Raw genomic sequence first — 17,859 nt, 5'->3', positions numbered from 1 at the left:
TCGACACCCGGAGGGCCCCTGCCATGCGTCTGTTGCTCATCCGCCACGGCCAGACCCCGTCCAACCTGGACCGTCTGCTGGACACCGCCGTACCCGGCCCGGGCCTGACCCCGCTGGGCGAGGCGCAGGCCGCCGCCCTGCCCGCAGCGCTCGCGGACGAGGACATCGAGGCCCTCTACGCCTCCACCCTGATCCGCACCCGGCTCACGGCCGCCCCGCTGGCCGCAGCCCGCAGCCTGGAGGTGATCGTCCGCGACGGCATCCGCGAGATCTCCGCCGGCGACCTGGAGATGGTGCCCGGCGACTCCCCGGAGGGCGAGCGCTACATGCGCACGGTGTTCGCGTGGGCGGCCGGAGACACCACGCTCAGGATCCCCGGCGGGGAGAACGGCGAGGAGGTCCTGGCCCGGTACGACGCCGTCATCGCCGAGGCCGTCGCGAGCGGCGCCGGGAGCGTCGCGGTGATCAGCCACGGCGCCGCCATCCGCATGTGGACCGCCACCCGCGCCGACAACGTCGACGTGGCCTTCGCCGCCGCCCGCCCGCTGGAGAACACCGGCGTGGTGATCCTGGAGGGCTCCCCGTCCGACAGCTTCAAGGCCCTGTCCTGGGCCGGCGCCACGGTCGAACCGGCGGGCGAGGGCGGCCCGGCCGGGGCGCCGGTGGGGGCTACGGGCTGAGGGGGCTGGGGCCGTCGGTGTGCGGCGGGTTGAGGGGGGTTGGCGCCGTCGGAATGTGCCGGGACGAGGGGCTGGTGCTGTCGGAGTGTGGCGGGGTGAGGGGGCAGGGGCCGCTGGAGCGCGTCGGGACGAGGGCCTGGCGCCGTCGGAGCGCGTCGGGACGAGACGAGGGGGCTGGCGCCGACGGAGCGCCCAAGGATGAGGGCCTGGCGCCGTCGGAGTGCGGCGGGCTGACGGGGCTGGTGACGTCGGGGTGTGCCGGTGCGATGAGGCAGGCGCTGTCGGAGTGCGTCGTATAAGCGTTTGCCCCAGGTCGGCGGCGCCCCACAGAATGCCTCCTCATGGGACATCTGGAAGCCGCGCACCTCGAGTACCACCTCCCCGACGGGAGGACGCTGCTCGGCGATGTCTCGTTCCGGGTCGGGGAAGGCGCCGCCGTCGCCCTGGTCGGCCCGAACGGCGCGGGAAAGACAACCCTCCTCCGGCTGATCTCCGGCGAACTGAAACCGCACGGCGGCACGGTCACCGTCAGCGGCGGCCTCGGCGTGATGCGCCAGTTCGTGGGCTCCGTACGGGACGAGACGACCGTCCGTGACCTGCTCGTCTCCGTCGCCACGCCCCGCATCCGTGCGGCGGCCGAGGCCGTGGACAGGGCCGAGCACGCCATGATGACCGTCGACGACGAGGCCGCCCAGCTGCAGTACGCGCAGGCCCTCGCCGACTGGGCCGAGGCACGCGGCTACGAGGCCGAGACCCTGTGGGACATGTGCACCACCGCAGCCCTCGGCATGCCGTACGAGCGGGCCCAGTGGCGGCAGGTGCGCACCCTCTCCGGCGGCGAGCAGAAGCGTCTCGTCCTGGAGGCGCTGCTGCGCGGCACCGACGAGGTCCTGCTGCTCGACGAGCCGGACAACTACCTGGACGTGCCCGGCAAGCGCTGGCTGGAACAGCAGCTGAAGGAGACCCGCAAGACGGTCCTGTTCGTCTCCCACGACCGCGAACTCCTCGCCCGCGCCGCCGAGAAGATCGTCTCCGTGGAGCCCGGCCCGGCCGGCGCCGACGCCTGGGTGCACGGCGGCGGCTTCGCCACCTACCACGAGGCCCGCCGCGAACGCTTCGCCCGCTTCGAGGAGTTGCGCCGCCGCTGGGACGAGAAGCACGCCCAGCTGAAGAAGCTGGTGCTGAACCTCCGCCAGGCCGCCGCCGTGAGCCACGAGATGGCCTCCCGGTACCAGGCAGCGCAGACCCGCCTGCGCAAGTTCGAGGAGGTTGGCCCGCCCCCCGAGCCGCCGCGCGAGCAGGACATCACCATGCGGCTGAAGGGCGGCCGTACCGGCGTGCGGGCCGTCACCTGCGAGCAGCTGGCACTGACCGGCCTGATGAACCCCTTCGACCTGGAGGTCTTCTACGGCGAGCGGGTCGGCGTGCTCGGCTCCAACGGCTCGGGCAAGTCGCACTTCCTCAGGCTGCTCGCCGGCGACGAGGTCGCGCACACGGGGAAGTGGAAGCTCGGCGCGCGGGTCGTCCCCGGCCACTTCGCCCAGACCCACGCCCACCCCGAGCTTGAGGGCCGCACCCTGCTCGACATCCTGTGGAAGGAACACGCGCAGGACCGGGGCGCGGCCATGTCCCGGCTGCGCCGCTACGAGCTGACCGGCCAGGCCGAGCAGCCCTTCGACCGGCTCTCGGGCGGCCAGCAGGCCCGCTTCCAGATCCTCCTGCTGGAACTCCAGGGAGTCACCGCGCTGCTGCTGGACGAGCCGACCGACAACCTCGACCTGGAGTCCGCCGAGGCCCTCCAGGAGGGTCTGGAGGCCTTCGAGGGCACGGTCCTCGCGGTCACCCACGACCGCTGGTTCGCCCGCTCCTTCGACCGCTTCCTGGTCTTCGGCAGCGACGGCCGCGTCCGCGAGACCCCGGAGCCGGTCTGGGACGAACGCCGGGTGGAACGGGCCCGCTAGCCCGGCGGCTCCGCCGGAGGGCCCGGGGAGCCGGATGTTCGTACAGTGGACTCAGGAATGCGAGCTCCACGGCTCCCTCCCGGAAACGCTCGGGGGCAGTGCGTGCCGGGCGGGTAGCCGAACCGGATGAACGAACACGACGAGCGGGGTGCCACCATGACCGGAGTCGACCCCAGCCGACTGGACGACCAGCAGCTCATGAAGGAGCTGGAGACGATCCACCGCACGCGTCACGACACCCTCCTGTACGGATCGAACGACGCGCTGCGGGCCCACAACGAGCGCATGGCGCAGCTCGAGGGCGAGTACCTGCGCCGCAACCCGCGCCGCCTCGTCAGCTCGGGCCGCACCCGCGAGGGCGCACGGGAGCGCGGCTGCGGCGAGGCGGTGACTCCGGGCACGTCCGGCACCTGAGGAGCCCCCAGGTGCCGCCCGCGTTCGGCCTCACCTGCTCTTCCCGGCGCGCTCACCGCTCCGGTCCCGGCTCGTCAGACGCCCACCAGCGCCTCGGCCAGCTGCTGCACGTTGGCGTACCGCTGCGAGCGCGGCAGCCCGGCCACCGCGTCGATCAGCGCGCCCGGTGCGTTGCCCCGGCGCAGCGCCCGGGCCAGCTCGTGGGCGTCGGCGGGGAAGGCGTGCCGGTTCAGGTTCCGGGCCAGCGCCAGTCGTACCCGCTCCAGCGACGCAGGAGATCCCAGACCGCCCACCGGCCCGCTCCAGACCTCCGGGTCGTCGTCGGCGGTCGGCTCCGGATCGGCCCATTCCTCGGTGCGTGTCGGGTGCCCTGACCTGAGCAGCTCCTGCAGCTCGTGTTTCATCTCGTCGTCCCGGTGGACGCTCAGTCGGTCACTGCCTCGCTGCATGACTTCCTCCAGAGGGTCGAAGGCCAGCACCTACCGAGTCACCTGCGTGGGGGGCGGAAAACCTGTGCGGAGCCGTTCGGCGGCCGCTTGTCGTGGGGTCACCCGTTAGGCCGTTCGCGTCCCGCGAATGGGGCCCGGCCGCGCGCGCCGCGGCGCCGGGCGGGCTGTGATGGCAGCGAGGGCACGACCGCCGTGTCCCGCCCCCGCACCGCCGAGGAGCCCGCCCCATGCGCCGCACCGCCCGTGCCCTGTCCGCCGCCGTCCTGGCCGGGGCTGCTCTCGTCATAGCGGGACCCGCCGCGTCCGCGGCCCCCGCGGGCGGGGCGAGCCCCGGCACCGTCCAGCCCGGCGCCACCCCCACCACGTCCGCGCCCTGCGACACCCTCACCGGACTGGCACCGGACACCCCCGACGCCACGCTGCCGCCCTTGATGGACGGCGGCGGCGCGCAGTGTGACGAGGGCCAGGAGCTGGGGCAGGGAGAGACACCGGGGCTGGTCCAGGGGCAGCGGAAGGAGTCGGGGACGGGGCAGGAGACGGAGGGGCAGGGAGAGCGGCAGGAGTCGGGGGCCGGGCAGGAGACGGGGTCGGGGCAGTGGCAGGAGCCCGGGGCGGCGGAGGAGACGACGGGGCAGGGGTGGGAGCAAGGGCAGGGACAGGGACAGGGGCAAAGCCAGGGCCAGGGACAGGGCCAGGGACAGGGACAGCGGCCGGGGCAGGAGCAGGGGCGGGAGTGCGAGGACGGTTCGCGCACCTGTTCCGGCGGACACGACTGCCGCGAGGACCGCGACAGCGGCGACAGCGGCGACAGCGGCGACAGCGGCGACAGCGGCTACGGCGGCGACGGCGGCTACCACGGCGACGGCGGCTACAACGACGACAACGGCGACTGCGACCAGGCGACGGGACAGGGCGGGGTCGCGGCCGGGACGGGCGGCAGCTTCAACGACTCGGTTCCGGCGCTGGTCGCCGGTGGTGTGCTGATCGCCGGCGCCTGCGGAGGCGCCGTCTACCGCCTGTCCGGCCGCAGGAGGGCCGTGGACGGCTGACGTGCGGCGGCCCGGCCGGGCCCGTGCCGGGTTCGGGCCGTGCCGTGCCGGAGGACAATTGCGGCGTACGGCCATGGCGGGCCGTCCGCCGGGTACACATCCCGAGGGCACCGACAGCAAGCACCGTACGCACCATCCACGCAGCCGGCACCACAGGATCAGGCCCGGGAGCAGGCCCAGGAAGAGGCACAGGAGGCGGACATGCGGCGGACGGACCCGGAGGGCCACGGGCCGGTCCGTTACGGGCCGCCCCTGCCCGGCGACGGCCTGCCCGTCCTGCCGGAACTCTCCGGCGTCCTGGCCGCCGCGGCGGGCCGCGCCGAGGCCCAGCCGGTCGGCGGCGCCCCCGCCCTGCTGGAGGCGGCCTGCGGCTACTGGACCCGGCGCGGACTGCCCTGCGTCCCCGACCGGGTGGCCGCAGGCCCCGGCGCCCCCGCGCTGCTGCTTGCGCTGACCGCCGCGCTCGCCGGTGACACCGGTGACGTGCTCGTGCCCCGCCCGTGCGCCGCCTGGTGGGCGCCCTACGCCCGCCTGCTCGGCAGACCCGTCTTCCACGTGCCGACCTCGGCCGAGGGCGGTGGCGTGCCCGACCCGTACGCCCTGCTGGAGACCGTCCGCAGGGTCCGTACCGAAGGCGGGGATCCCCGGCTGCTGGTGCTGTCCGTCGCCGACGACCCCACCGCGACCGTGACCCCGCCCGAACTGCTGCACGAGACCGTCGAGGCGGCGGCCGCCGAGGGTCTGCACCTGGTCAGCGACGAGACCTGGCGCGACACCGTGCACGACCCGCGCGAGACGGTCCTGCTCAGCCCCGCCGAGATGGTGCCCGACGGGGTCACCGTCGTCACCGACCTGGCCGGCGCCCTGCTGCCGCCCGGCTGGCCCGCGGCCGTCGCCCGCTTCCCCTCGGGAGAGGCGGGGGAGCACCTTCACGCGCGCGTGCTCGACATCCTCACCGCGCTCGGCGCCCGGATCGCCGCACCGGTCGCCGCGGCCGCCGGGTACGCCCTCGACGAACCCGCACCCGTCACCGAGCGCCGCGAGGCCGCCGTACGCCTGCACGCACGCGTGGCGGCCGCCGCGCACGGCGCGGTCGTCGCGGCCGGTGCGCTCGCCCGGCCGCCGCGGGCCGGCCGCCATCTGTACGTCGACCTCGGCCCGTTGCGCGAGGTGCTCGCCGAGCAGGGCGTCGGCGACGCCCAGGAACTGGAGGACTTCCTCACCGCCCGGCTCGGCATGCCCGCGCCCGGCGGCCACCGCTTCGGCGACGACCTCGGGGCGCTGCGCGTGCGGCTCGCCACGGGGTCCCTGCTGGGCGGCACGGACGAGGAACGCACGGAATGCCTCATGTCACCCTCACCGTTGGAACTGCCACACGTGCAACGCGCGTTGATCTCCCTGAGGTCGGCCTTCGACGATCTCAGCGACGACGCTCAGCGACGGGAGCCTCCTCGATGACGCAGCAGACGCATGAGCCCGGTTCCGCCACCACAACGACGACGACCAGTGCAGAAGCCGGCGCCCCCGTGGCCCCGGCCCCCCTCGCGCCCCCGTTCCCGCCGCTGGCCGAGCCCCGCCCGCTGGGCGAACACCGGGTGTGGCCGCGGACCTTCCACGACCGGCTCACCGCGCCCCTGCCCGGCCTCAAGGCCCTCGCCCGCTTCGCCCGCGAGGGCTCCGTGCGCCCCGGCCCCGAGAGCCTCGCCGACATCCCCCGGCTCCCTTACGCGCCCGCGCCGTTGCCCCGCACGGGCACCCGTACGCCCGCCGTCACCTGGGCGGGACACGCCAGTTGGATCGTCCGGATCGGCGGGCTGACCGTCCTCACCGACCCCGTGTGGTCCCGCCGCATCCTCGGCACCCCGGCCCGCATCACCCCCGTCGGCGTCCCGTGGGAGGACCTGCCGCACGTCGACGCGGTGGTCATCAGCCACAACCACTTCGACCACCTCGACGCCCCCACCCTGCGCCGTCTCCCGTGCACCACACCGGTGTTCGTGCCCGCCGGCCTCGGCCGCTGGTTCCAGCGGCGCCGGTTCACCCGCATCACCGAGCTGGACTGGTGGGAGGGCGCCGAACTGTCAGGCGTCCGCTTCGACTTCGTGCCCGCCCACCACTGGTCCAAGCGCACGCTCACCGACACCTGCCACAGCCTCTGGGGCGGCTGGGTGCTCACCGACCGCGACGGACAGCGCCTCTACTTCGCCGGCGACACCGGCTACGGCCACTGGTTCTCCCGCATCGGCCGCCGCTACCCCGGAATCGACCTCGCCCTCATGCCCATCGGCGCCTACGACCCCCGCTGGTGGCTCAGCGACGTCCACTGCGACCCGGAGGAGGCGGTCCAGGCCACTCTGGACCTGGGCGCGCGGCGTATGGCGCCCATGCACTGGGGCACGTTCATCCTGTCTGCGGAGCCGGTCCTGGAACCGCTGACGCGAGTACAAACGGCGTGGGAGAAGGCAGGCCTGGACCGGGAAGACCTGTGGGACATGCCGGTAGGCGGCTCACGAGTGCTGGAGTGAACTCCCCCGGGGGGCGCGGGGCTGTGCCGATATGCGGCGGCGCTACCGAGAAAAGCGTCGCACCACACTCGGAGCCACACTGATAAGGAGCGTCAGCCCCACCGCGGCCACAACCCCCTGCCACGGCTCCGGAAACAACGAACCCCCCAGAATCCCGATCACCTGATACGTCAACGCCCAAGCCAGACAAGCAGGAAGATTCCCCCGGCTGAACCGCCGCAAGGGCCAGTCGGCGACGAGACAAGCCAACATCACCGGCAACCGCCCAGCAGGCACCAGCCGGGACAGCACCAGCACAGCCACCCCATGCTCGGCCAACTTCGTCTGCGCCTGCGCGAGCCGCTCCTCCGGCGCCCGAGCACGAATCGCCTCCAGCCACCGCGACCCGTTCCGCGACCGCATCCCCCGCCGCCCCAGCCAGTACAGCGTCGCGTCCCCGAGAAAGGCCGCCAGCGAGGCCGTGACGAACACCAGCGCCAGCGCGAACGGCGCCGTCTGATGAAACGCCACCACCGCGGCCGAACTGACCAGCGCCCCCGTGGGCACCACCGGCACCAACGCCCCGATCAGCACCAGCAGGAACAGAGACGGATACCCGATCGCCTGCTGTGTGGACTCCGGAGGCGGCGCGGACGTGGAAGCAGCGGCCAGCACCACCGCGGCCGGCCATCTCACCGCGCGACCTCCAGGCGCACGCTCTCCCCGTGCCCGAGCTTGTGCACGGCCACCTGCGGCGCGGCCGCGGCCGCCAGGCGTACGAACTCGTCGCCCGGAGCGTGGAACTCGTGCGGGCGCACCGCGTCCATGCCGATCGGCCAGTACGTCCCGTAGTGCACCGGCACCGCGACCCGGGGTGCCAGCCGGGCCAGCGCTCGCGCCGCCCGCCCCGCGTCCAGGTGCCCCTCGCCGAGGTACGGCCCCCAGCCGCCCACCGGCAGCAGGGCCACGTCCACCGGCCCGACCTGCTCCGCCATGCCGTCGAACAGCCCGGTGTCCCCGGCGAAGTAGGTCCGCGCCTCGCCCTCGACGACGTATCCCAGCGCGGGGGAGCGGTGCGGGCCGACCGGCAGCCGGCGCCCGTCGTGCCGTGCGGGCACCGCGCGGACCACGAGGTCCCCGACCCGGACGGCGTCCCCCGGGGCCACCTCGGTGATCTGCAGCTGTCGCAGCCGCCGCAGCCCGGGGACCGCCCGTGGTGCACCCCGGGGCACGAGCAGGCGCGTGCCCGGGGCGAGGGCGGCCAGCGAGGGCACATGCAGATGGTCGGCGTGCAGATGGGAGACGAGCGCCACGTCCCCGCGACGGGCCTCGGCAGGGGGTACCGCGCCGCGGCGGCGGCGCAGATGCGCGAGCCTGCTCGCGAACAGGGGATCGGTGAGCACCCGTGTGTTCGAATCCAGGAGCGCACAGGTGGCGTGACCCCACCAGGTGATCTCCACCGGCACCTTCTTCGCCTCCTTCGCGCGACTCCCCCGAAGCCTACGGGCAGGAGTAGGGTCGGCGGCGAAACCCGGAGGTGAGGGGGACGCCATGGGACAGCTGCGGGGTGCCTCCGGCGGGCTCGCACAGGTGCGGGTCACCGCCATCGCGAGCCTGACGCCTCTGGAGGAACTGGAGGCCGACCCCTTCCTGGTCGACTCCCGCAGCCAGCACGCCATGTGCGCCCGCTGGGCGGCGGAGCACGGCTATGTGGTCGTGCGGGAACTTCTCGTCGGCGGGCTGCGTTTCGACCATTGCGCACTGTGGGACGGCGTCCGGCCCGGCGTGGACGTGTTCGTCGCACCCAGCCGGCGCGTGCTGGAGCGTGCGCTGTCCTCGGTGGAGGAGTTCACCGCCGAGTGCGCGCGGCGCGGAGTGCGGGTGGAGACGGTGGGGCGGGCCGAGCCCTCGTACGACGCGCAGATGAAGGCGCGGGTGCACCGCAGGCTGTCCATGCCGACGGCGGGCTACGACGGGCGGTGAGAGCCCGGCGCCCCGCCCGGCCGGGCTCCGTCCCGTGTGACAAGGTGGAGTGAGGCCCGGTGATCGAGCGGGCGGGACGCGAGGTGTACGGGGCGTGCGGGGCGTACGGTGGCGGCGGATCGCCAGTCAGGTCGGGCGGAGCGTCACGGTGTGGGCGGTCTCCACACTCACCATGCTCGTGCTCGCCGGCCTCCTGCCCGACTTCAGGCTCCAGTCCGCCGACGGCGACAGCGCCACCCGCATAGCCGTCACCGCCGCGTTGGGCGCCGGGGCCTTCGGTGTGCTCTCGGCCGTGGTGTGGCCGCTCCTGGTACGGCTGCTGCTGCTCGTGCCCGCGTTCGTTCTCGGCCTGCTGGTCTTCTTCCTCAACGGCTCCCTGCTGCTGCTCGCCCTGCGCATCAACCCCTCCGGGCGGGGCGAGGTCGCCCCGGAGACCGCCGTCATCGTGGCGGCCGTGATGTCCGCCGTCGCCTCGGCCACCGGCGCCGCCCTCGCCGTACGCGACGACGACGCCTACCGCCGCCGTCTGTTGCGCCTGGCCGACCGCCGTCGCAGAGCCGGTCCGCCGTGCGCGGCCACGCCCGGCCTGGTCTGCGTCCAGCTCGACGGCGTGGGCCACGAGGTGCTCACGCACGCCGTCCGCAAGGGACTCATGCCGACCGTCGGCCGCTGGCTGTCGACGGGCGACGGTGCACAGCCGACCCACCGGCTCGCCCCCTGGCGCACCGACTGGTCCAGCCAGACCGGCGCCAGCCAGCTCGGCATCCTGCACGGCAGCACCTTCGACGTGCCGGCCTTCCGCTGGTACGAGAAGGACCGGGGCGAGGTGATGGTGTGCAACCGCCCGACCAGCGCCGTCGAACTCCAACGCCGCGCCACAGCGCACACGGGCGACGGCGGACTGCTCACCGTCGACGGCGCCAGCCGCGGCAACCTGTTCGGCGGCGGCGCCGCCGAACAGGCCCTCGTGCTGTCCGTCGCCACCCGCCGCCGCGGCCGGGACAACCGCTCCCGCGCCGGCTACTTCGCCTACTTCTCCGACCCCGCCAACGCGGTGCGCACGGCCCTGTCCTTCGTCGCCGAGGTCGGCCGCGAGATCGGCCAGTCCACCCGGGCCCGGATCCGTAAGCAGCGGCCACGGGTGAGCCGCGGCGGCCTCTACCCCTTCGTGCGCGCCTTCGCCACCGTCGTCGAACGGGACGTCGTGGTCACCGCCGTGATGGGCGATCTGCTCGCCGGCCGCACCGCCGTCTACGCCGACCTCGTCGCCTACGACGAGGTCGCCCACCACTCCGGACCGTGCAGCCGGGACGCCGAGAAGGTCCTGCAGCGCCTCGACCGGTCCCTCGCGCTCATCGAGAAGGCCGCGGAACACGCCCCGCGCCCCTACCGGATCGTCGTCCTGTCCGACCACGGCCAGAGCCCCGGCGAGACCTTCCGCGCCCGCTACGGCCTCACCCTCGCCGACCTGGTCCGCGCCGGCTGCGGACTGCCCGTACCGCGCCGGGCCGAACGAACCCGCAGCGGTGCCGAGGCCCGCACCGCCGTCCGCGCGGCCCTGCGCCGGCCCGTGGAGGAGAAGGGTGAGCGGCACCGGCCCACCCGGGACTCCGAGCCGATCGTGCTGGCCTCCGGCAACCTCGGCCTGGTCTCCTTCCCGGACGTGCCGCACCGCATGACCAAGGAGGAGATCGAGGCCCGCCACCCCGCCCTGCTCACCACCCTCGCCAACCACCCCGGCATCGGCTTCCTGCTGGTGCGCAGCGAGGAACACGACGGCGTGGTGCTCGGCCCCCACGGCACCGAGATCCCGCTGGCCGAGCTGGACCACGAGCCCGGCCCGCTCGCCCGGTTCGGCCCCGGCGCCGCCGACGCCGTCCGCCGCACCCACTCCTTCCCGCACACCGCCGACATCATGGTCAACTCCTGCCACGACCCCGCCGACGGCGAGGTCCTCGCCTTCGAGGAGCAGATCGGCTCCCACGGCGGCCTCGGCGGCGCCCAGTCCCACCCCTTCCTGCTCTCCCCGCTCACCCTGTCCGCGCCGGTCGCGGAGGGAGCCGAGCTGACCGGCGCCGAGCACCTGCACCGGGTCCTGCGCCGCTGGCTGCGCGAGGCGAACGGCCCCCAGGTGCCGATCAGCACGGAGGCCGAGGAGGAGCGGGCCGCCTGAAAATCGGCTGCGTGGACGGGGACGTACACCCACACTGTTCGAGTCGCACATCCTCGAACATCCCCAAGGAGCCCCTGCTTTGCAGGCTGCCGTCACGGTCACCCCTGCCCGTCTCCCCGAGCTGCTGCTCGGCCTCGCCACCGTCCGGCCCGTCTTCGTCTGGGGCGCCCCCGGCATCGGAAAGTCCTCCCTGGTACGGGAGTTCGCCGCCTCGCTGGGCCTGGAGTGCGTGAGCCTGCTCGGCACCCAGCTCGCCCCCGAGGACCTGATCGGCGTGCCGCAGATCCGCGACGGGCGCTCGGTGTTCTGCCCGCCGGAGACCATCGCCCGCGACGAGCCGTACTGCCTGTTCCTGGACGAGCTGAACGCGGCCACCCCGGACGTGCAGAAGGCCTTCTACTCCCTCATCCTCGACCGCCGCATCGGCAGCTACGAGCTGCCCGAGGGGTCCATCGTCATCGGCGCCGGCAACCGCGCCACCGACAACGCCCTCGCCCGGCCCATCGCCTCCGCCCTGGTCAACCGGCTCGCCCACGTCCACCTGGAGGCCTCCCCGAAGGACTGGCTCGCCTGGGCCGCGGGCCACGGCATCCACCCATGGATCCTGGACCACCTCACCGACCGGCCCGACCACCTGTGGTCCAGGCCGCCGAAGACCGAGGAGCCGTTCTCCACGCCCCGCTCCTGGCACATGCTCTCCGACGCCCTGCACTCCTTCGGACCCGACCTCGACGAAGCCACCCTGAGCGTCCTCGCGCACGGGACCCTCACCCCGGCGCACGCCACGGCCTTCTGCGGCTACGTCAAGATCGTCCGCAGCCGGTTCGGCATCGAGGCGATCCTCAAGGGCGACGCCCGCTGGCCGCACCGCCTGGAGGACCGCGACCTGCTGTACTACCTCGCCGAGTCCTTCCGCGGCCGCCTGGTCAAGGAGCTGCCGGTCACCAAGGAGCACATGTCGGCGAACGGCCGGCAGACCGCCTACCGCGCCAAGTCCCTGCTGGTGCAGCTCGCGGAGATCTCCGTCGAGGTCGCGCAGAGCGTCATCGCCTCCGACGCCGACGGCAACCCCGTCCTGCCCGCCTGGTTCCTCATCGAGGCCGCCAGGGACATGCCACGGCTGGTCGAGGCCCGGCGATGAGCGGCCGTGGCGCGAAGAACAAGAAGAAGTCGGACCCGGCCGCCGAGGACTGCGCCAAGGGCGTCCAGCTGGTGTGGGCCAACCCGGCGCTCGCCGCCGTCGAGGCCGACATGTGCCGCCGCGAGGACTGCCCCGCCTCGCCCCGCCAGGGCCTGGTCCGCATCGACTCCAGCGGCCGCGTCCACCTGCACCCCACCCGCCGGGCCGAGCCCGCCGAATGGGCCTGGGCCATCGCCCACGGCCTGATCCACCTCGGCTTCGGGCACGTCCCCGCCGCCAAGGGCGAACGGATACAGCCGGACCGCTACGACCTCGCCGCGCGCTGCGCCGTCGTCAACCGCTTCCTGCTCACCTTCCCCGTCGGCCGCACCCCCGACGACCTGCCCGCGTCCTACCCCGACGGCAACGAGGAACAGATCGCCGCCCGCTGGCGCCGCGACGAGCACATCCCGGCCGTGTACGAGTGCTGCGGCACGGCCGGCACCGAACCCGACCAGCTGCTCGTGCCCTGGACCGGCTACCTGCAAAAGCCCCCCGACTGGCAGCTCGCCTTCGCCCACGGCCTCACCCGCACCATGGCCACCGCCATGGACCTGGCCGGCGGTCGCCGCGACGCCATGACCGGCGGCCCCACCCGGCTGCGCCCCTGGGAGCGCGCCCTGAGCTGGTTCGTCTCCAGCTACCCACTCCTCGGCGGCATCGCGGCCGGCATCAAACTCGTCGCCGACGCCGAACTCGCCCGCGCCCACGGCATCGCCGTCGCCGCCGTCAACGCCGAGGCCGGCGAGATCTACGTCAACCCGCTGCGCACCTTCGAGGACGAGGAGTGGCGGTTCATCCTCGCCCACGAGATGCTGCACGCCGCCCTGCGCCACGGCGACCGCTGCGGCACCCGCGACCCCTATCTGTTCAACGTCGCCTGCGACTACGTCATCAACGGCTGGCTCGCCGAGATGCAGGTCGGCACCATGCCCGACGGGCTGCTGTACGACCCGCAGCTGGCGGGCCTGTCCGCCGAGGAGGTCTACGACCGCATCGCCGGCGATCTGCGCCGCATGCGCCGCCTCGCCACCCTGCGCGGCAAGGGCCTCGGCGACGTCCTCGGCGCCCCGCTCGTCCCGCCCGGCGCCCCCGTGGACCTGGACGAGTTCTACCGCCGCGGCCTGGTCCGGGGCCTGGACCTGCACCAGGGGCAGCAGCGCGGCTTCCTGCCCGGCGGGCTGGTCGAGGAGATCCGCGCGCTCAGCCACCCGCCGCTGCCCTGGGACGCCCGACTGGCCCGCTGGTTCGACGAGTTCGTGCCGAGCCCGCAGGCCGTACGCTCCTACGCCCGCCCCTCGCGCCGCCAGTCCGCCACCCCCGACATCCCTCGCGCGGGCCGCTATTTCCCGCCGGAGGAGATCGCCCGCTGCACCTTCGGCGTCGTCCTCGACACCTCCGGCTCGATGGACCGCACCCTGCTCGGCAAGGCCCTCGGCGCCATCGCCTCCTACGCCGAGGCCCGCGACGTACCGGCGGCCCGCGTGGTGTTCTGCGACGCCGCCCCGCACGACGCGGGCTATGTGCCGGTCACCGAGATCGCCGGCCGGGTACGGGTGCACGGGCGCGGCGGCACCGTTCTGCAGCCCGGCATCGACCTGCTGCACCGCGCACCGGACTTCCCGCCGGGCGCGCCGGTGCTGGTCATCACCGACGGCTGGTGCGACGTGCTGCGGGTGCGGCGCGAGCACGCCTATCTGATCCCGCAGGGTGGTCGCCTTCCGTTCACCCCGCGTGGCCCGGTCTTCAGGGTGCAGTGAGCCCGGATGTGATCGGATGGGAGGCGCAGGACTTGGACACGGGACCACATGCGAAAGGAACCACCGTGGCTACCACGCGCACCGCACACACGGTCTGGGAAGGCAACCTGGTCGAGGGCACCGGCGTCGTCACCTTCGACTCCTCCGGCATCGGCCAGCAGCCGGTGTCCTGGCCGTCGCGTGCCGAGAAGGCGGGCGGCAAGACCAGCCCCGAGGAGCTGATCGCCGCCGCCCACTCCAGCTGCTTCTCGATGGCCCTCTCGCACGGCCTCACCGGCGCGGGCACCCCGCCCACCCGCCTGGAGACCAAGGCCGACGTCACCTTCCAGCCCGGCGAGGGCATCACCGGCATCCACCTCACCGTCCGCGGCGAGGTGCCGGGCGTGGACGCGGAGGCCTTCGCGTCGGCGGCCGAGGACGCCAAGAAGAACTGCCCGGTCAGCCAGGCCCTGACCGGCACCACCATCACCCTGACGGCCGAGCTGGCCTGAACGTCGTACGACCGCCACGGTGCCGCGTTCCCGGACAGGGGCGCGGCATCGCCGTTTCCGGGTATTCGTACATTGACAGCGCCGTACGCGCGTTTTGTGCTGGAAGGGCGCGAGGCGCCCTGACGGAAGGGGACGGACCATGGCACGTGCGGTCGGGATCGATCTCGGGACGACGAACTCGGTGGTGGCCGTCCTGGAGGGCGGCGAGCCCACCGTCGTCACCAACGCGGAGGGCGCGCGGACCACCCCCTCCGTGGTGGCGTTCGCGAAGAACGGCGAGGTACTGGTCGGTGAGGTCGCCAAACGGCAGGCCGTGACGAACGTGGAGCGCACGGCCCGCTCGGTGAAGCGGCACATGGGCGACGCCGGCTGGCGCTTCCCCGAGCAGGGCACGGTGGACGGCGCCCGGCTGCGTGCCCAGGAACTGTCGGCGCGAGTGCTGCAGAAGCTGAAGCGGGACGCGGAGGCCTATCTCGGCGAGGACGTCACGGACGCGGTGATCACCGTGCCCGCGTACTTCGACGACGCCCAGCGGCAGGCGACCAAGGAAGCGGGGGAGATCGCCGGTCTGAAGGTGCTCAGGATCATCAACGAGCCCACGGCCGCCGCCCTCGCCTACGGCCTGGACCGCGGCGAGGAGCAGACCGTCCTCGTCTTCGACCTGGGCGGCGGCACCTTCGACGTGTCCCTGCTGGAGATCGGCGACGGCGTCATCGAGGTGAAGGCCACCAACGGCGACACCCACCTCGGCGGCGACGACTGGGACCAGCGGGTCGTCGACCACCTGGTCAAGCGGTTCAAGGGTCAGCAGGGCATCGACCTCGGCAACGACAAGATGGCGGTGCAGCGGCTGCGCGAGGCCGCCGAGAAGGCCAAGATCGAGCTGTCCTCGTCCTCGGAGACCTCGATCAACCTGCCCTACATCACCGCCTCCGCCGCGGGCCCGCTGCACCTGGAGGAGAAGCTGACCCGCGCCCAGTTCCAGGAGCTGACAGCGGACCTGCTGGACCGCTGCACGACCCCCTTCCACCAGGCGGTCAAGGACGCGGGCGTGAAGCTCTCCGCCATCGACCACGTCATCCTCGTCGGCGGCTCGACCCGGATGCCCGCGGTCACCGACCTGGTCAAGCAGCTGACCGGCAAGGACCCGCACAAGGGCGTCAACCCCGACGAGGTGGTGGCGGTCGGCGCCACCCTCCAGGCGGGCGTGCTCCGCGGCGACGTCAAGGACGTCCTCCTCCTGGACGTCACCCCGCTGTCCCTGGGCATCGAGACCAAGGGCGGCATCATGACCAAGCTGATCGAGCGGAACACCACGATCCCGACCCGCCGTTCGGAGATCTTCACCACCGCCACCGACAACCAGCCCTCGGTCGGCATCCAGGTCTACCAGGGCGAACGCGAGATCGCCGCCTACAACAAGAAACTCGGCGTCTTCGACCTCACCGGCCTGCCGCCCGCCCCGCGCGGTGTCCCGCAGATCGAGGTGGCCTTCGACATCGACGCCAACGGCATCATGCACGTCTCCGCGAAGGACCTCGCGACCGGACGGGAACAGAAGATGACCGTCACCGGCGGCTCCGCCCTGCCCAAGGACGACATCGACCGCATGATGCGGGAGGCCGAGCAGTACGCCGAGGAGGACCGGCAGCGCAAGGAGGCCGCCGAGACCCGCAACCAGGCCGAGCAACTCGTCTACCAGACCGAGAAGTTCATCCGCGACAACGAGGACCGCGTGCCCGCCGACACCCGCACGGAGGTCGAGGCGGCGGCCACCGAGCTGAAGACCCTGCTGGAGCAGAACGCCGACACCGCCGCTCTGCGCCCGGGAGTCGAGAAGCTCGCCACGGTCAGCCAGAAGATGGGGCAGGCCATGTACAGCCAGGCCCAGCCCTCGGCCTCCGGCGCCCCGGCCGGGGAACAGAGCACGCCGCCCGACGAGGAGGGAGTGGTGGACGCGGAGATCGTCGACGAGGACCGGGACCAGAAGGGCGGCGCAGCCTAACCGCCCAGCCGCTCCCAGCCCCGCCGCTCCGGCCGCGGCCCGAGCTGTCTCGGATCCCGTGTCCGGTAGACGACGTACGGCCGGAACAGGTACTGCACCGGTGCGCTGAACATGTGCACCAGGCGGCTGTAGGGCACGAAGGCGATCAGCAGCATGCCGATCACCGCGTGCACCTGGTACAGCACCGGCACGCCCCCCATCAGGTGGGTCTTCGGCTGGAGCGTGAACAGGCTGCGCGCCCACGGGGCGATCGTCTCGCGGTAGTCGTAGCCGTCGCCGGAGGTGTGGGCGAGCTTGGCGACCATGCCCAGGACGATCGCCCCGAGCAGGACGACGTACATGATCTTGTCGTTGACCGTGGTGGCCCGGAACACGGGGGAGCGGGTCCGCCGACGGTAGATGAGCAGCAGGATCCCGACGACCGTCAGCACTCCGGCCGCCGTGCCGCCGTACAGCGAGAACAGGTGGTACGTGCGCTCGCTGACGCCGATCGCATCCGTCCAGGACGCGGGCACGAACAGCCCGATCAGATGCCCGGCCAGCACGAACAGGATGCCGTAGTGGAAGCAGGGCGAGGCGATGTTCAGCAGCTTCGACTCGTACACCTGCGACGAGCGCGTGGTCCAGCCGTACTTGTCGTAGCGGTAGCGCCAGACGAGGCCGGCGACCAGCAGGGCGAAGGCGATGTAGGGCAGGGCGCCCCACAGGAGCGTGGTCATGAGCGCACTCCGGTGTGTGCGGTCGGCAGTGCGGCGCACACGGCGTCCAGGACGGCCGCGTACGGTGTGCCGTGGTCGGTCAGCCGGCACCGCAGCTGTTCCAGGGCGTCACGGTGTCCGGTCAGCAGATCGGTGTTGCCGGTGCGGGCGGTGAACTCCAGCACCGCCGGCAGGAAGTCCGGCAGCTCCTCACCGCTGAACTCCAGCCCGTGCTGCCGGTAGACGTCCTTGAAGCGGACCAGGGACATGCCCCGCCGCCGGGTGTCGCCGTCCCGCCACCAGCTCAGGTACAGGCTGTGCCGGTTTTTGAAGTCGAAGACCTGCACATAGTGCGCGGCCAGCTCCTGCGGCTCGCTGACGGCCGCGTGGTCGGTGAACGCGCGCAGCTGCGGGGCGGCTTCGCGCAGCAGTGGCAGCCGGGCGAAGAAGTCGTCGTCCGGGTAGGTCAGGCAGAGCGCCGCAGCCTGGTACAGCACCGCGTCCGAGGGCAT

17 protein-coding genes are annotated in these 17,859 nt (G+C 73.1%); 12 read left to right on the top strand and 5 right to left on the bottom strand.

Annotation, left to right across the window (positions count from 1 at the left end; translation table 11 throughout):
* Positions 1-23 precede the first annotated feature (23 nt).
* The 3 genes from ACFY3C_RS19155 to ACFY3C_RS19145 all read left to right on the top strand — a co-directional run bounded on the left by ACFY3C_RS19155 (position 24) and on the right by ACFY3C_RS19145 (position 3,055).
* Positions 24-680 carry a histidine phosphatase family protein gene (locus tag ACFY3C_RS19155; protein WP_390771569.1) on the top strand — a complete coding sequence of 219 codons (657 nt, stop codon included), beginning with the start codon at positions 24-26 and terminating at the stop codon, positions 678-680.
* Between the two features lie 341 nt (positions 681-1,021).
* Positions 1,022-2,641, top strand: a complete 1,620-nt coding sequence (locus tag ACFY3C_RS19150; protein ID WP_390771568.1) for an ABC-F family ATP-binding cassette domain-containing protein — start codon at positions 1,022-1,024, stop codon at positions 2,639-2,641.
* A 126-nt stretch (positions 2,642-2,767) separates the two neighbouring features.
* Complete coding sequence (locus ACFY3C_RS19145) at positions 2,768-3,055, top strand: DUF6158 family protein (protein WP_386576053.1); 288 nt, start codon at positions 2,768-2,770, stop codon at positions 3,053-3,055.
* A gap of 74 nt (positions 3,056-3,129) precedes the next feature.
* Here the strand turns inward: ACFY3C_RS19145 and ACFY3C_RS19140 are convergent, their stop codons facing one another.
* Complete coding sequence (locus tag ACFY3C_RS19140; protein WP_386576052.1) at positions 3,130-3,504, bottom strand: DUF2795 domain-containing protein; 375 nt, start codon at positions 3,502-3,504, stop codon at positions 3,130-3,132.
* A 227-nt stretch (positions 3,505-3,731) separates the two neighbouring features.
* Here ACFY3C_RS19140 and ACFY3C_RS19135 point away from each other — a divergent pair, with 227 nt between their 5' ends.
* The 3 genes from ACFY3C_RS19135 (at position 3,732) to ACFY3C_RS19125 (ending at position 7,078) form a co-directional block, all read left to right on the top strand.
* Positions 3,732-4,553 carry a hypothetical protein gene (locus ACFY3C_RS19135; protein WP_390771567.1) on the top strand — a complete coding sequence of 274 codons (822 nt, stop codon included), beginning with the start codon at positions 3,732-3,734 and terminating at the stop codon, positions 4,551-4,553.
* Between the two features lie 201 nt (positions 4,554-4,754).
* The gene (locus ACFY3C_RS19130; protein WP_390771566.1) at positions 4,755-6,011 is read left to right on the top strand and encodes an aminotransferase class I/II-fold pyridoxal phosphate-dependent enzyme; all 1,257 of its coding nucleotides are present in this window, start codon (positions 4,755-4,757) and stop codon (positions 6,009-6,011) included.
* Complete coding sequence (locus ACFY3C_RS19125) at positions 6,008-7,078, top strand: MBL fold metallo-hydrolase (protein ID WP_390771565.1); 1,071 nt, start codon at positions 6,008-6,010, stop codon at positions 7,076-7,078. Before ACFY3C_RS19130 ends, ACFY3C_RS19125 begins: the two co-directional genes overlap by 4 nt.
* 42 nt (positions 7,079-7,120) lie before the next feature.
* Here the strand turns inward: ACFY3C_RS19125 and ACFY3C_RS19120 are convergent, their stop codons facing one another.
* The gene (locus ACFY3C_RS19120) at positions 7,121-7,735 is read right to left on the bottom strand and encodes a DedA family protein (protein ID WP_386576048.1); all 615 of its coding nucleotides are present in this window, start codon (positions 7,733-7,735) and stop codon (positions 7,121-7,123) included.
* A gap of 14 nt (positions 7,736-7,749) precedes the next feature.
* Positions 7,750-8,523 (bottom strand): MBL fold metallo-hydrolase, encoded by a 774-nt coding sequence (locus tag ACFY3C_RS19115; RefSeq protein ID WP_390771564.1) that lies wholly within the window; start codon positions 8,521-8,523, stop codon positions 7,750-7,752.
* Between the two features lie 85 nt (positions 8,524-8,608).
* Here ACFY3C_RS19115 and ACFY3C_RS19110 point away from each other — a divergent pair, with 85 nt between their 5' ends.
* The 6 genes from ACFY3C_RS19110 to dnaK all read left to right on the top strand — a co-directional run bounded on the left by ACFY3C_RS19110 (position 8,609) and on the right by dnaK (position 16,649).
* A complete protein-coding gene (locus ACFY3C_RS19110) occupies positions 8,609-9,040 on the top strand; it encodes a hypothetical protein (protein WP_386576046.1) in 432 nt (143 codons plus the stop codon).
* 94 nt (positions 9,041-9,134) lie between these two features.
* On the top strand, positions 9,135-11,213 hold the full coding sequence (locus ACFY3C_RS19105) for a phage holin family protein (RefSeq protein ID WP_386576045.1): 2,079 nt from the start codon (positions 9,135-9,137) through the stop codon (positions 11,211-11,213).
* A 79-nt stretch (positions 11,214-11,292) separates the two neighbouring features.
* On the top strand, positions 11,293-12,354 hold the full coding sequence (locus tag ACFY3C_RS19100; protein WP_389171588.1) for an ATP-binding protein: 1,062 nt from the start codon (positions 11,293-11,295) through the stop codon (positions 12,352-12,354).
* Entirely contained in the window at positions 12,351-14,153 is a 1,803-nt protein-coding gene (locus ACFY3C_RS19095; RefSeq protein WP_390771563.1) for a hypothetical protein, read from the top strand. Before ACFY3C_RS19100 ends, ACFY3C_RS19095 begins: the two co-directional genes overlap by 4 nt.
* Before the next feature lie 65 nt (positions 14,154-14,218).
* On the top strand, positions 14,219-14,644 hold the full coding sequence (locus ACFY3C_RS19090) for an OsmC family protein (protein ID WP_386576043.1): 426 nt from the start codon (positions 14,219-14,221) through the stop codon (positions 14,642-14,644).
* Positions 14,645-14,783: 139 nt separating this feature from the next.
* Positions 14,784-16,649 (top strand): molecular chaperone DnaK, encoded by a 1,866-nt coding sequence (dnaK, locus tag ACFY3C_RS19085; RefSeq protein WP_390771562.1) that lies wholly within the window; start codon positions 14,784-14,786, stop codon positions 16,647-16,649.
* Here dnaK and narI read toward each other — a convergent pair.
* On the bottom strand, positions 16,646-17,368 hold the full coding sequence (gene narI / locus ACFY3C_RS19080) for a respiratory nitrate reductase subunit gamma (protein WP_390771561.1): 723 nt from the start codon (positions 17,366-17,368) through the stop codon (positions 16,646-16,648). The two genes, dnaK and narI, sit on opposite strands and share 4 nt — an antisense overlap.
* Complete coding sequence (gene narJ, locus ACFY3C_RS19075) at positions 17,365-17,859, bottom strand: nitrate reductase molybdenum cofactor assembly chaperone (RefSeq protein WP_386576039.1); 495 nt, start codon at positions 17,857-17,859, stop codon at positions 17,365-17,367. The genes narI and narJ overlap by 4 nt, the downstream gene beginning before the upstream one ends.

The sequence above is a fragment of the Streptomyces sp. NPDC001410 genome (genome assembly GCF_042895235.1).
Taxonomy (GTDB): Bacteria; Actinomycetota; Actinomycetes; order Streptomycetales; family Streptomycetaceae; genus Streptomyces.
Note: the sequence above shows the minus strand (reverse complement) of the source record. Positions and strands in the feature narration are given on the sequence as shown.